General features: G+C 44.3%; 11 protein-coding genes. 2 read left to right on the forward strand and 9 right to left on the reverse strand.

Annotated features, from left to right (window positions below; translation table 11 throughout):
- From MR764_RS15300 to MR764_RS15310, 4 genes are all read right to left on the reverse strand, one after another.
- Positions 1–3,416, reverse strand: a 3,416-nt coding sequence (locus tag MR764_RS15300; RefSeq protein ID WP_247980314.1) for an HYR domain-containing protein, incomplete at its 3' end; no start/stop codon positions are given.
- A 36-nt stretch (positions 3,417–3,452) separates the two neighbouring features.
- Positions 3,453–3,587: a hypothetical protein gene (locus tag MR764_RS20295; protein WP_282189233.1), complete on the reverse strand. Its 135-nt coding sequence runs from the start codon at positions 3,585–3,587 to the stop codon at positions 3,453–3,455.
- 34 nt (positions 3,588–3,621) lie between these two features.
- The gene (locus MR764_RS15305) at positions 3,622–4,569 is read right to left on the reverse strand and encodes a PorP/SprF family type IX secretion system membrane protein (protein WP_348773086.1); all 948 of its coding nucleotides are present in this window, start codon (positions 4,567–4,569) and stop codon (positions 3,622–3,624) included.
- 274 nt (positions 4,570–4,843) lie between these two features.
- On the reverse strand, positions 4,844–6,064 hold the full coding sequence (locus MR764_RS15310; RefSeq protein WP_247980316.1) for a dipeptidase: 1,221 nt from the start codon (positions 6,062–6,064) through the stop codon (positions 4,844–4,846).
- 259 nt (positions 6,065–6,323) lie between these two features.
- Between MR764_RS15310 and MR764_RS15315 the strand changes: the two genes are divergently transcribed.
- Positions 6,324–7,409: a DUF3810 domain-containing protein gene (locus MR764_RS15315; RefSeq protein ID WP_247980317.1), complete on the forward strand. Its 1,086-nt coding sequence runs from the start codon at positions 6,324–6,326 to the stop codon at positions 7,407–7,409.
- A gap of 105 nt (positions 7,410–7,514) precedes the next feature.
- Here MR764_RS15315 and MR764_RS15320 read toward each other — a convergent pair whose 3' ends face one another.
- Together MR764_RS15320 and rlmN are read right to left on the reverse strand one after the other, a co-directional pair.
- Positions 7,515–7,928, reverse strand: a complete 414-nt coding sequence (locus tag MR764_RS15320; RefSeq protein ID WP_247980318.1) for an META domain-containing protein — start codon at positions 7,926–7,928, stop codon at positions 7,515–7,517.
- A gap of 69 nt (positions 7,929–7,997) precedes the next feature.
- Positions 7,998–9,017: a 23S rRNA (adenine(2503)-C(2))-methyltransferase RlmN gene (gene rlmN / locus MR764_RS15325; RefSeq protein ID WP_247980319.1), complete on the reverse strand. Its 1,020-nt coding sequence runs from the start codon at positions 9,015–9,017 to the stop codon at positions 7,998–8,000.
- A 221-nt stretch (positions 9,018–9,238) separates the two neighbouring features.
- On the opposite strand from rlmN, the gene MR764_RS15330 reads away from it, so the two are divergent.
- Complete coding sequence (locus tag MR764_RS15330) at positions 9,239–10,534, forward strand: DUF3472 domain-containing protein (protein WP_247980320.1); 1,296 nt, start codon at positions 9,239–9,241, stop codon at positions 10,532–10,534.
- A gap of 161 nt (positions 10,535–10,695) precedes the next feature.
- Here MR764_RS15330 and MR764_RS15335 read toward each other — a convergent pair whose 3' ends face one another.
- The 3 genes from MR764_RS15335 to ruvC all read right to left on the reverse strand — a co-directional run bounded on the left by MR764_RS15335 (position 10,696) and on the right by ruvC (position 13,404).
- Positions 10,696–12,306, reverse strand: a complete 1,611-nt coding sequence (locus MR764_RS15335; RefSeq protein WP_247980321.1) for an amidase — start codon at positions 12,304–12,306, stop codon at positions 10,696–10,698.
- Between the two features lie 136 nt (positions 12,307–12,442).
- A complete protein-coding gene (locus MR764_RS15340; RefSeq protein ID WP_247980322.1) occupies positions 12,443–12,706 on the reverse strand; it encodes a hypothetical protein in 264 nt (87 codons plus the stop codon).
- 146 nt (positions 12,707–12,852) lie between these two features.
- Positions 12,853–13,404 carry a crossover junction endodeoxyribonuclease RuvC gene (ruvC, locus tag MR764_RS15345; protein ID WP_247980323.1) on the reverse strand — a complete coding sequence of 184 codons (552 nt, stop codon included), beginning with the start codon at positions 13,402–13,404 and terminating at the stop codon, positions 12,853–12,855.
- Between the last annotated feature and the right edge of the window lie 80 nt (positions 13,405–13,484).

Here is a 13,484-nt window from a genome sequence, read left to right on the forward strand (position 1 = left end):
ACCGGACTTTGGGTTACAGTAAATGAACAGTTATCCGTTGCTGTTATACTTCCTGTCAAATCAGGAACTGTCCCTTCACATGAACCGGCATCTACATTCACATCCTGATCGGTTGCACAAACAGTGATCTGTGGGGCAATATTATCAACCAGAGTCAGTGTAGCTGTACAGTCATCTGTATTGCCGGCAGGGTCAGTAACTGTGATCGTTACAACTTGCGTCGATCCGTCGATACTTCCAAACTTGGTTCCCGCAACCGGACTTTGGGTTACAGTAAATGAACAGTTATCCGTTGCTGTTATACTTCCTGTCAAATCAGGAACTGTCCCTTCACATGAACCGGCATCTACATTCACATCCTGATCGGTTGCACAAACAGTGATCTGTGGGGCTTCATCATCCCCAACAATCACCTCAACCGTAGTTTGTGAGCTACAACCATTTGCAGAAGCAGTAATTGTAAAAGTGGTTGTCTCCAAAACCGTTGGAGTGGAACTGCTTATTATTCCGCTAATTGTATTTCCTATACCGCTTTCCAGTCCTGTTAGCGTAGTGGTGTTATCACGCGTCCACGAAAAACTAGTTCCAGCCACGTTATTTGGGTTGGAAATTTCAATCTGAGTAATAGGTTCTCCCGGACATACCTGCTGTGTTGTCAGCGATGCTGAAACTGTTGGAATAGTATTGACAGTAACAGCAACATTATCACTTGCCGTAAAACCGTTTCCATCGGTTACGGTTACAGAATAAGTTCCCGCATCCGTCGTTGATAAATTTGTCCTTGTTGGGTTTTGATCTGTCGATGTGAATCCATTTGGCCCCTTCCATGCAAAACTAAACGGTGCATCACCAATTGGTGCCGATTCAAGATTTATATCGTCTCCCTCGCAAACCACATTTTTATTAACCGATGCAGTTACAGTTGGATCAGCGGCCGTAATTCCCGAAATGTTAAGATCCCCGGTTAAGCCATTAAATGTAATTGTATTTCCTCCAGCTACATTTCCCTTTGTCCAACTCGTTCCGTTCCATGCTCCAGCCTTAATTTCAGACTCCGTTCCTACAATATCGGCAGGACGATAATCCGCAGTAACACTATAAACAGGATTTGTAATACCTGTTAAATCCACCGTCCAATAGCGTGATAGATAATTGATATCGCTTTCGTTGGTGGCAAAAACGCCATCAGTAGTGGTAACTTTTATGGAAGCATCTGATGAGTATGAGTCTGCGGTAATTGTTATCTCAACAGGAATTTCATTCCCGGAACCATCGCTCAGGTTAAAGGTATAAGTACCATTAGCATCTATAGTTCTGGTAATTTCAAGTTCGGTTTGGTTAGCTGTCGTAATATTCGGGATATCGATGGCACTAATAATTTGGTAGGTGTTTGCTGTTCCGTCTCCAAAATGAAAGATACCATTCGTTATGGTTTTGGTTCCACTTCCATCCACTTCCTCAATGGCTAAATCAACTGCGGTTCCGGTTGTGCTGTTCGCATTAATAATATTTATCGTTCCCGCAGTAAAACTAAAAGCACCTTGTTGAGTAACATTTAAAGCCCCCGTTCCTGAAAGGCCATTCCCAACCATAGCCAGGTTAATTGTACCTCCTGAAATATTGATTCCTGATGGAATTGTGGGATCAATGAGATAGCCTCCAGCCGAGTTTTCAAGACGCCCGGCTATGTTTACTATTCCGCCACTAACTTCAAATGCACCGTCTACCATGGTCTGGACTGAATTTCCGGAGCTAATACCAAAGTTGGCTACACCAGAAGATATCCGAATCAGACCTCGGTTATCAATCGAAAAATCTCCTGTAGTTAAGGTAGCTCCATTCACATGTATTCCTGCTGGCTCGGGGATATCGAAAGCATCACTAAAAGTGTAAGTCCCGGTTGTAAGGACCAAAAGGCCACTGGCAAATGTATAGCTTCCCAATGAAACTGCCCCCACTGAGTTTATTTCAAGCGAGCTTGATACATCTGCTCCCTTGTTTAAAACAAACGCATTAAAATCAGTCGATGAACTTCCACTGATCGTAGCATCTGTCGAACCCGTAAATTCGACAATACCGCTTCCGGATGAGTAAGTGCCGTTATTGGTCCAGTTGCCATAAACACTCAAAGTAGTCGTTCCGGAGTGATTTAATGTAGCTCCAGATTCTATTTCAATATTCGAACAGGAATCAGCACCGTTTACGGTAACTGTAGCTCCAACTACAATAACAACATCATCATCAGGGCCGGGAACCACTCCACCCTCCCAGGTTGAAGATTCGCTCCAGGCTCCACCTATACCAGTAGAATAAATCGTTGCCATCCCCGATTTCAATACCAGCTCCTCCTCGGCTTCCGCCTGGGGTTCTGCCTGTGGTTCCGCCTGAAGTTCCTGCGGCATTTCGTCACTGTCAGTCACATGTACCAGGTGCTCCACTTCGGTAACGTTTCCATAATCGTCGGCAATGCTGTATACACGGGTAACGGTATAGGGGCAACTGAAATCGCTGGCTTTCTGGCTTACAAAACGAAAACTTTCTTCAGCAATGTTACAGTTGTCGATAGCAACACCGCCGGCTTCGGTAAATTCTTGCAGCGAAGTAAAAGCATCGGGAACCGGATTTCCACATTTTACAAAAACCGGGTGGGGAGCAAAGATTTGAGGGATTTCATCGTCGGTAACCGTTACGGTAAACGAGTATTCATCGCGGTTGTATTCCATACCGTCGCTGAAAGAGATGATTACTTCGGTAGTTCCAACAGGAAATGCGCTCCCCGGCAGGTAATTGGCATCGACCAGAATCTGGTCGCGGGAGGCACAGTTGTCCAAAACAATCGGGTCGGCCCAGTTTACAACGGCGTGACAATCTCCCGGGTCAGCTTCCAACGAAATATTGGAAGGCGGATTCATTAAACGTGGCACTTCGTTGTCGGCAACCAGCACCATAAAGGAACAAAATACAGCTTGATTTGATTTGTCCCTCCCCTGATAAGTAACCACAGTAGTTCCTTCGTTAAAGAGATACGAAGTTAGTTGGTTAATCCCCGACGGAGATGAACTGCCCACGGTGGCTCCTTCCATCTGCCAGGTGAGCGATGCAAGAGTATTGCCTGGATCAAGCAGTTCCAGACCGGAACTAATCAACGCATTACAGGAGTTGACGTCGGTGTAGGTAGAAATATCTTCCGGACAAACAATACCGGTGGTATCGTCTAAAAAGGTATTGGTACCGGAAGTTTCGGAAAACTGATTTTCAACAGATGCTTCATAACCACCCCAATAGTAATGTACAGTCCCTCCTTCAAAAGCACGCAACAAGTCTGCCTTTACAGAAGTAGGTTCTATAAATACCGATAAAATAACGATCAGAGCGACAGTTAATTTACAAGTTTGGCTATTTAGCAATTTAGTCAACTTAATGTCTTTCGATTTAAGTGGCCAACCTCTATGTTATTCGCCTTGTGCCGTTACCGGCGTTAAGGTATTTTTCTTCCAACACTGAAAACGGCAGGCGTTGGCATCCGCTTTACAGAAGGCCTGAAGCTGCTGTATATTCACTGTTTTGGTTAATGTTAAGTTTTTCATCTTTCTTAAATTGGGTTTGTATTTTACTTTCCTGTCAGAAGTACCTCGATCGTAAATAATTGCGTCCAAAAAAGTCAATGTCGTAACCAACGGTAAATTCAAAGGTTCCATTCTGATAAGGGTATATATCGGTATAAGAAACGTCCATCGCAAAGCCCACACGAATATTGTTACTAAACATCCAGTTTCCGGTAAAACATAAAGCTGCACCGGTTCGCCACATCATGCCGAGCCAAAGTTTTTCACGAATCATAAAATTGGCACCGATATCGGCCTGAAGCGGTGTTCCCCAGGTGGCACGCACCAGCATGGTGGGTTTAAAAACCACATAATTAAAGGGATCCAACGGCCAAACATAGCCGCCGGTCAGGTAGAGGGTTCGCACTTCGGCGCTGGTTGAATAATTATGAAAATTCTCCTTTAAATCGTTTTCTACGAGTTTAGGAATGGAAAATCCGGCGTAATAAGACTCTTGGTAAAGGAAAAAACCGATTCCGAAGTTGGGCAGAAATTTCAGGTCCACATCTTCGGCAAAAGCATGATCGTATTTATTGTCGGGATATAATTTATATTCAGTAAGAGGATTTTTATAGTTAAGAAACCCAAATTTAATCCCCATTCTTAAACGGGTACGCCGGTCGAGGTAAACTTCATAGGCATAGTCAGCCAATACACTCAAGCGGTTTTCGAGGCCGAACTTATCGTTCATAATATTAAGTCCAACCCCAACGGCTTCATTTTTAAGGGGTGAATGAAAAGAAAATGACTCAGTTAAAGGTGACCGGTTAATACCTGCCCACTGTTTTCTTACTAAGGTGGTAAATCCGACTTTCTCCCATATACCGGCATAAGCCGGGTTAATGACCTGGCCATTATACATGTAAGAAGTTAAAATCGGTTCTTGTTGCGCACCACAATGAATGGAAATTAGCAAGACAAAAACTCCTAGTACAACAATTCTTTTTATGACGATACCAATTATACCTGGTTACAACTATGGCAAACTACGAATAATTATCAACAAACACAACCGTTTCTGAACGAAAAAGATATCCACATAAACCTTGTGAAATCTATACATCCAGAAATACGACTGTTAATTCTCCCATTTTGGGAACTGTTCATAACTCCCAGTCGCCACAATAAACCAAAAATTTAAAATTCATACGTACTTTTCCGGAGCATGCGCACGTACAATCACCTATGCTCCATTACTAAACATAAAACCTAAGAGTAGTCCTAAAAAGAATATTAAGTTATTTAGTTGCCTTTTCTTCAATTACGTTAAATACGCGGAAAAAATTACCGCCCCAAACCTTTGCAATTTCTTCGCTGGTGTAACCACGGGCCATCATTTCCCGGGTAATTCGCGGAAATTCGCTCACATCTGCACAATCTTTGATTCCACCACCGCCGTCAAAATCGGATCCGATGCCTACAAAATCAATACCAACCAGTTTTTTTACATAATCGATATGATCCACAAAATCAGCAACTGTTGGTAATTCCTTTGGATAATTTTTATCCAGGTTTCGCCATTCGGCCCTGATTTTTGCTTTATCATCGTCGCTCATGGTTTCCCAATCTTTTGAAGAGAACACCTTTCTTAACTCGTTCTCCTTCTGAAACCTTACGGTAGTCGTATCCGGATCTTTTATATAATCGTCAAGCATGCAAATCTGAATCACACCTCCTTTTTTTGCCAGAGCCTTTATCATATCATCCGAAAGATTCCGGGGATGATGTGCAATGGCGCGTACGCTGGAGTGCGAAGCAATTACCGGAGCAGAGCTTAGCCCCAGCACATCATAAAACGACTGGTCGGAAATATGCGACACATCGATCATCATTCCCAGCCGGTTCATTTCTTTCACCACCTCTTTCCCGAATGCGCTTAATCCGTTATGTTCAGCTCCTTTTTTATCAGCAGAGGAATCGCAAATATCGTTGTTGGCAGAATGACACAAAGTAATGTAACGAACGCCTTTTTTGTAGAACTCTTCTACTCGACTAAGTTCTGTTCCTATCGGAAATCCGTTCTCCATTCCGATATAAATCGCTCGTTTCCCTTCGGCGGCTATCCTGTTTACATCATCCGGTTCTGTTGCAACTTCAGCCATTTCGCTGTTCTTCTTGCACTCCTCGTATGTTTTTTCAATCATCTGGTTGGCGGTTTCGTAGGCTTTCTGAATATTTTCAGGCGTACGTTCGCGCTGGCCGGTAAAGGCTGCAAAAAATATCGCATCCAAACCACCTTCTTTCATTCGTGGGAAATCAACCCTGCTTTCGGGTGCTTTGTTGCGAGCAGCCACATTGAAGTCGTCCTCCAGCAATGCCATTGGAGTATCGCAATGCGTATCAACAGTGATGGCTTTGTTATGAATGTTCATCACTTTTTTATCGTACGACTCTCCCTTTGCCAAAGAATGTACGAGCAATACCACCAAAGTCAACGCAACGAAAACTGACTTCTTCATTTTGCATTTATTGATTTGTATCGCAAGTATACCAATTTGTTTTCACAATCGTCTTTGTTTAAACAAGAAGTTCTTCAAGATTTCAGATAATTTACACACAAAACATCATTTCCTTCTCAGAGCTTCGTCGTTCCTGCAAAATTCATAAAACAACCCTAGTTTATACACATGTAAACGTTTTATGGCTTTCTGAAAAACCGGACCTCTAACTGAACCTCCCGGATTTCTTTTTTATCTTTCCGGACCATAAAAACATCTGATGCAAAAAGGCTTTAAACATACAATAAGATGGTGGGTATTTCCCCTTTTGGCAATCGTTTGCTTTGCCTTCACCGAAATGGCAGCCAAACACCCCGCGATCGTGGAAAATTGGTATTCGAATGGAATGTACCCGATGGTGGCCGGAAGCATTTCCACCCTAAGTTCGCTGATTCCGATATCGATCGACGACCTGTTTTACCTTGCACTCTTGGCTTGCCTTCCCGCATTGATGGTTTTGCTTGCCTTCCGAAAAATTTCCTTCGGGTTTGCAGGGAAGTTTATCTTAACTATTCTCTCCAGTCTTTATATTTTGTTTTATGTACTTTGGGGATTTAATTATTACCGGCAAAACATCAACCAGCGACTTGGCATTGATGAACAGCAGCCCACGCAAGAGGAATTTCTGTCAATTGTTAACCAACTAATTGCTCAGACCAACCAAAATTACTGTTCTTCCGATAGTCTCACGCCGGAGGACACTGACTCGCTGATAGAACGTTCGTACCAGAAACTTGCGCCGGTTTTGCGTCTCAGCTATCCGGCAGGGAAAAGGCCCGACAAAGCGATCACCTTTAGTCACTTTTTTGCACAATCGGGCATAACGGGATATTTTGGTCCATTTTTTAACGAAGTACATGTCAACACCTATACCTTGCCACTTGAGTATCCGGTAACACTGGCACACGAAAAGGCACATCAGTTTGGAATTACCAGCGAGGCGGAAGCCAACTTTTATGCCTGGCTGGTTTGTTCGCAAAGTCACTCGAAACCGCTCAACTACACTGCTGACCTCTACTTACTAAGGCATTTTTTAAGACAGGCTTATCAACTGAAAGAATACCCCGAACTTGCCGCGAAAATTTCGCCGGAAGTAAAAACGGACTTTAACCGGATCAGACAACACTGGATGGAACTTCGAAATGAGAAGCTCGACCGGGCAGCATCGACCGTTAACGATGCCTACCTGAAAACCAACAAAGTGGAAGGCGGTATCCAGGATTACAGCGGGGTAGTGAAACTGGTATTGGATTTTAAGCTGGACAGCACTTTTCAGAAAACGCATTCATACATACTTTCAGAATAAATTTTTGGACAGTCCCTTAATGGAGGGCTCCTAATTTACAGTATAAAGGTTCAGCATTCTGAAAAAGAATTATTGGGAGAAAAACCGTATAATCGCCATCGAGTTTCAGATCCGCTTCAATTCGAACCAACCCCAGGAAGGAACATTCAGCTTTAACATATTTCCTTCAAACGAAAAACCAGTTACCTGTGGCAACATCAATAAAAACTTTTTTGAGAATTCGCTGTCGCAGCAAATTTTCGTCACCGCTACCATTGAAAAATGAATTGAATCATCACCCGATAAAACAAAACTCCCATTCCCGGTATTCGCATCAAGTTTTATTTCGAAAGAACCATTCTCCTTAAATTCAATCCAGGGGCTAAATCCATTATTCTTGGGATAAGCAATCGACTCCAGCGACATAAGGTTATCAATCTGCCACTTACCATAAATATCAATATTCTCATTTTTGTCATCGTTACACGAAAACAAAACCATCGAAAAAAACAATACCGAAATAATGGAACAGACTCTCATCTCATCTAAATTTACTTCAAGATGTTCCGGAGAGAAAAAGGGTTGCGTAAAAATTCGAAATAACGAAACTTACTTCACCAGCTCTTTGGTCGAGAGCAATCCGCAAGCGGCATAAATATCCTGCCCCCGCGAGGCGCGTACGGTCGTCAATATGCCCTTGTCGTTCAACGCATCCTTAAACCGCTGAATGGTAGCTTCTCCCGGACTTTTTAGCGGTGTTCCCGGTACCGGATGAAAGCGGATCAGGTTGATGCGGCAACGCAAACCGCGAAGCAGACGAACCAGTTCTGCGACATGTGCTTCCGAATCATTCAATCCCTCAAACAAAATGTATTCAAACGACACCCGGCGCTGGCGACCAAAATCCCAGCTTTTTATTTCCTCCACCACGGCATCGATCGGGTAAGCCACCTGTACCGGCATTAATTTCTGACGCTCTTGGTGGAAAGGTGTATGCAAACTTACTGCAAGGTGTGCATCACTTCGCTCGAGAAAAGTAAGCATCCCCGGGATAATCCCGATGGTCGAGACCGTTATTCGTCTCGGACTCATTGCATACCCCCACTCCGAAGTCAATATATCAAGGCTTTTCAACACTTCGTCCAGGTTGTCAAAAGGCTCGCCCATCCCCATGTAAACGATGTTGCTTACTTCTTCTACCTCATCGATGCTGCGAATCTGGTTTACAATTTCGCCGGCCGATAATTGCCCCTGAAATCCCTGCTTGGCAGTAAAACAGAACAAACATCCCATTTTGCAACCAACCTGCGAACTCACACAAACCGTTTTTCGGTCGCGCTCGGGAATCATGGCGGTTTCGATAAATTTATTTTGGATGGTCGGGAAAAGATACTTTTTAGTTCCATCGACACTGGACTGCACCCGGGTATAAGGCGTCAGTCCATATTCGAATCCTTCATTCAGAAGTTCCCTCGCTTTCTTCGAAAGGTTGGTCATCTCATCAATGGAGGAGACCTGCTTTTTATAGAGCCAATCGGTAATCTGCTTAGCGGTAAACTTAGGCAGCCCCAGCCCGCCAACGATCTCCTGTAACTCTGAGAGTGTCTTCCCAAACAAACGTTCTTTCATCCCATCAAATTTTTGGCAAAGATACGCTTTCTTTTGAACAGAAATAAAAAGAGTTAATTGTCGCATAATTGTCCTCAATACTGCATGTCAGCTGGCGAATTCCAACCACGCGAAAGTTCAGGCTTAAGGCAAACGCACACCGTCTGCATCAGTAGTAATTAAAAAAAGAATGTAAATTCGCTCCCCTAAGCAACAATACATGAATTAATCAATCAAATAACATGAAGTACTTCGTTCTTACCTTTCTAATCTTTTTGACTTTTGCCAACGGCTATTCAGCAAACCCTCCCGTAAACATACCGCTTGGAGGCAATGCTTATGTGACCCAAGAATCGGGAGGTGTGGAAATCAATAAAAACGGAATATCGAACTGGAACGATAAAAATGCCGTGATCAGCAGCTGGTTTAAAGTCAGCCATGGCGGTAACCTTGAGCTTTCGATAAAAGCCAAAACCCGGGAAGGGGAATCTGAAATTGAGCTTTCGGTTAACGGGAAAAAATACCCGGTGAGCCTTAGTAGCTCGTCGTGGGAAACACTTAAAGTAGCCACGCTGAAAGTAAACGAGAATCAGCATGTACGTGTCGATTTTAAAGGCAAAACGCGTTCAGGCGAAGTTTTTGCCGATATTTCTGACCTTATTATTGAAGGAGACGCGGCACAGGAGCCGTTAACCTTTGTTCGCGAGCCTGAGAACTTTTATTTCGGAAGACGCGGCCCGTCGGTTCATCTTTCCTATCAAATACCCGAATCAGCCGGAAACGTGGAATATTTCTACAACGAAGTCACCGTTCCCGAAAAAGAAGATGTGATCGGCTCGTATTACATGGTGAATGGATTTGGTGAAGGTTATTGCGGCATCCAGGTAAATTCGCCCGAAGAACGCCGGATTCTGTTCTCGGTTTGGAGTCCGTTTCAAACAGACAATCCGGATGAAATCCCCGAAGAAGCCCAGGTACACATGCTTGGAAAAGGAAAAGACGTTATTACGAAAGAGTTTGGCGGAGAAGGTTCGGGAGGACAAAGCTTTCTGCGTTATTTCTGGAAAGCCGGAAATACTTACAAATTCCTGACACGTGTACATCCCGATAAAAACCGCGAAGGAGCAACAGTTTATACGGCGTGGTTTTTCGATCCGGAGCAAAACAACTGGTGCCTGATCGCCTCTTTTTCGCGTCCGCAAAAAGTAACCTGGTACACCCGGCCACATTCCTTTCTCGAAAACTTTATTCCAACGCAGGGGCACCTGACCCGGAAAGTGGAATTCGGCAACCAGTGGATTGTTACAGAAAAAGGCGAATGGATAGAGTTGACCGATGCCAAGTTTACTTACGATGCCACTGCCTCGGCCAAACGCCGCGACGACTATTATGGCGGCGTAAGTAAAAACCAGAAAGCCTTTGTATTAAAAAACTGTGGATTTTTTGACGAAAACACCACTTACTTAAGTCTGTTCAACCGTAAGGCATCAACCGCCGGCCACCCGGTTATCGACTTTGATGCCCTACCCAACCGATAGCTCATCCAACATCAGATATAAAAAGAATCAGGCTTTTCATCAGTTTTCATTACTGATTAAAGTCTGATTCTTTTTTTGATAATATCCTCCGAACAAGTCCCTCGTATAAATTTTTCAGGATATTGAAATCGGAAACAGAAAATGCTTTTCACATAAAACAACTATTCCTCCATCAGCGATTGTTTAAATCCGGGGGCTTTTCGGTGTTGTGTTTTCTGTTCGTAAGCAAAGGCGATTTCCAAAAGTACAGGCTCGCTCCAGGCTTTGCCAAAGAATGAAATTCCAACCGGAAGACCTTCGACAAATCCCATGGGAACAGTAATATTCGGATAACCCGAAATAGCAGCCGGCGAAGAACTGCCCCCGCTAAAATGATCGCCATTCACCCAGTCGATAGTCCAGGCCGGACCGTTGGTCTGCGCAATAATTGCATCCAGCTGATGTTCTTCCATCACCTTGTCGATTCCTTCCTTACCTGCAAACCGTTTCGAATTCGCCAAAGCTTCCAGGTACTCTTCGTTTGTCAAATCGCCCTTGGCCTGCGCAGCTTCCATTATTTCCTGATCAAACCATGGCATCTCTTTATCGGCATTTGCGCTGTTAAAAGCGATGATCTCCTCCAGGCTTTTCACAGGAGCCGTTGGATGTTCAGCCAGGTATTTATTCAAATCGATTTTAAACTCATAAAGAAGAACCTCGTAAGAATGATAGTCCCATTTTTGGTGATGGTCAAACGCTATTCCCTCAACAATTTCAGCGCCTGCTGCTTTCAGGTCAGCCACTGCCTGATCAAATAAGGCTTTCACCTTTCTGTTCGAAGGCAACATTTGCGCTGCAATGCCCATTCGTTTTCCCTTCAACCCATCTGCCTTCAGGTAAGAAGTATAATCTTTTTGAATATCGCCTTTCTCCAGATGTGTTTCAGCATCGTCCGGATCTGCTTCGGCCAGTGCTCCGAGTAAAATAGCAGCATCGGTAACATTTCGGCACATGGGTCCCGCAGTGTCCTGGCTGTGCGCAATCGGAATAATCCCCTGCCGGCTCCACATTCCCAAAGTCGGCTTAATTCCCACCAATCCGTTAATTCCCGACGGACAAACAATGGAGCCGTTGGTTTCGGTTCCGATTCCGATGGCGCACAAATTGGCCGAAATGGCCGCCCCTGTTCCCGAACTCGATCCGCAGGGACTTCTATCCAGAAAATAAGGGTTCCGCACCTGTCCGCCTCTGCCACTCCATCCACTCGAAGAATTATCCGACCGGAAATTGGCCCATTCGCTCAGGTTGGTTTTCGCGAGTAAAACGGCACCGGCTTCGCGCAATTTCGTTACAATAAACGCATCTTTCCCCACCACGTTCCCGGCCAGTGCCAGCGATCCGGCAGTGGTCATCATTTTATCCCCCGTATCGATGTTGTCTTTGATCAGCACCGGAATGCCGTGCAGCGGTCCGCGAACTTTCCCGCTTTTACGTTCCTCGTCCAGATTTTTTGCAATCTCCAGCGCATCCGGATTTAGCTCAATCACCGATTTGAGAATAGGATCCACTAATTTGATTCGGTCCAGGTACTTTTGGCAAATGGCTTCGGCCGTTAACTCTCCGGTCTCCATTTTTTGCTGAAGTTCGGCAACCGTGGTTTCATTTAACTCAAAATCGGTAAGGTTTACTTTTTCTGACAAAGGCTCAGAACCGGCGGTACAGGCTGCTGCTCCGGAAAGAGCCAGCACCGATCCGCTAATTGCACTGGTTTTAAAAAAGGTACGTCGTTTCATCTGTTTAGATTTTTAATTATTTGGATAACAGATGGAATTCGCATGAGATATCATGTCGTTTGGTGCAAATTCTATTCTCATGCTCATTTCATGTTCTTTTATTCGTTAGGTTTTCATACTTGAATACGAAGATTCGTTAGTTCGGAAACAAAAGATGGAGTAAAAATCCGCCTAAACTGATAAGTACCAGGGCCACCACCACAAAAAGAAAGGTGCTTTTCATTTTTGAGGAGAGCCAGATCAGCGACGGTGTCAGTAATCCCAGAAATACGGCATAACGCAATTCGGTCAAGGACACTTTGAATGCCTCTCCGTTGAGCCAGGCAATAAACGGGGGCAGAAATACAAAACCCAGTATAACAGCCATGACGATTAAAAAGGTCTTGATCGATTTTTTCATTTTCTATCTACTTTAACTAACAAGCAGAACGCGGACAACGCAGATTCAACAGATTTCAGCTGTTTTTTTATCTGTGATTAACGGTTACAATCCCTGTCATCAGCGTTCCGTTTTCACGTTTTTCCTTAGCGCTTCACCCATCCAAATTACTTCACTTTGGCAGGATTTTTTTTGATAAAATCGGCCCAGTTTTTATACTCTTTTGATTTCTGAGGTTTGTTCAGCTGGATAAAATGGCAAATGGCCACCGCTACCGCATCGGTTTCGTCGAGCACACTTTCCATTTCCTTCAGATCGTACACTTTTTGCAGGAAATAAGCCACCTGTTCTTTTGACGCACGCCCCATTCCGGTAATGGCCTGCTTCACCAGCAAGGGCGCATATTCGTGAATCTGAACACCGTGCATCAGCGCTGCCGCCATAATAACGCCCTGTCCGCGTCCGAGTTTCAGCATCGACTGTACGTTTTTCCCGTAAAAAGGGGCCTCAATCGCCATCACATCGGGACGATAGGTCTCCACCAAATGAAGCGCCCGCTCGTGCAAAACCTTCAGACGCTGGTAATGGTCCTTGAACTTCCCGGGCGTAATGTTCCCCATGTGCAGGATCACCGGTTTTTTGTTCCTGATTTCCACCAGCCCGTAACCGGTTACCGTGGTTCCCGGGTCGATCCCCAAAATTCGAAGTGGTTTTTCCATTCGATAAAAATAGTGACTTGTGGTAACTTATTGCGATTTATTGCGAGAAGTTGTGTCAGTCAGCATTAAATCCCCAGAAT

Origin of the sequence: Maribellus sp. YY47 (assembly GCF_023111095.1) — a bacterium.
GTDB lineage: Bacteria > Bacteroidota > Bacteroidia > Bacteroidales > Prolixibacteraceae > Draconibacterium.

Excerpts from the sequence above, each read along its gene's own strand:
- MR764_RS15320 (WP_247980318.1), bottom strand. The coding sequence starts at position 7,928 with ATGAGAGTCTGTTCCATTATTTCGGTATTGTTTTTTTCGATGGTTTTG.
- MR764_RS15340 (WP_247980322.1), bottom strand. The coding sequence starts at position 12,706 with ATGAAAAAATCGATCAAGACCTTTTTAATCGTCATGGCTGTTATACTG.
- MR764_RS15330 (WP_247980320.1), top strand. The coding sequence starts at position 9,239 with ATGAAGTACTTCGTTCTTACCTTTCTAATCTTTTTGACTTTTGCCAAC.
- ruvC (WP_247980323.1), bottom strand. The coding sequence starts at position 13,404 with ATGGAAAAACCACTTCGAATTTTGGGGATCGACCCGGGAACCACGGTA.
- MR764_RS15310 (WP_247980316.1), bottom strand. The coding sequence starts at position 6,064 with ATGAAGAAGTCAGTTTTCGTTGCGTTGACTTTGGTGGTATTGCTCGTA.
- MR764_RS15315 (WP_247980317.1), top strand. The coding sequence starts at position 6,324 with ATGCAAAAAGGCTTTAAACATACAATAAGATGGTGGGTATTTCCCCTT.
- MR764_RS20295 (WP_282189233.1), bottom strand. The coding sequence starts at position 3,587 with ATGAAAAACTTAACATTAACCAAAACAGTGAATATACAGCAGCTTCAG.
- MR764_RS15335 (WP_247980321.1), bottom strand. The coding sequence starts at position 12,306 with ATGAAACGACGTACCTTTTTTAAAACCAGTGCAATTAGCGGATCGGTG.
- rlmN (WP_247980319.1), bottom strand. The coding sequence starts at position 9,017 with ATGAAAGAACGTTTGTTTGGGAAGACACTCTCAGAGTTACAGGAGATC.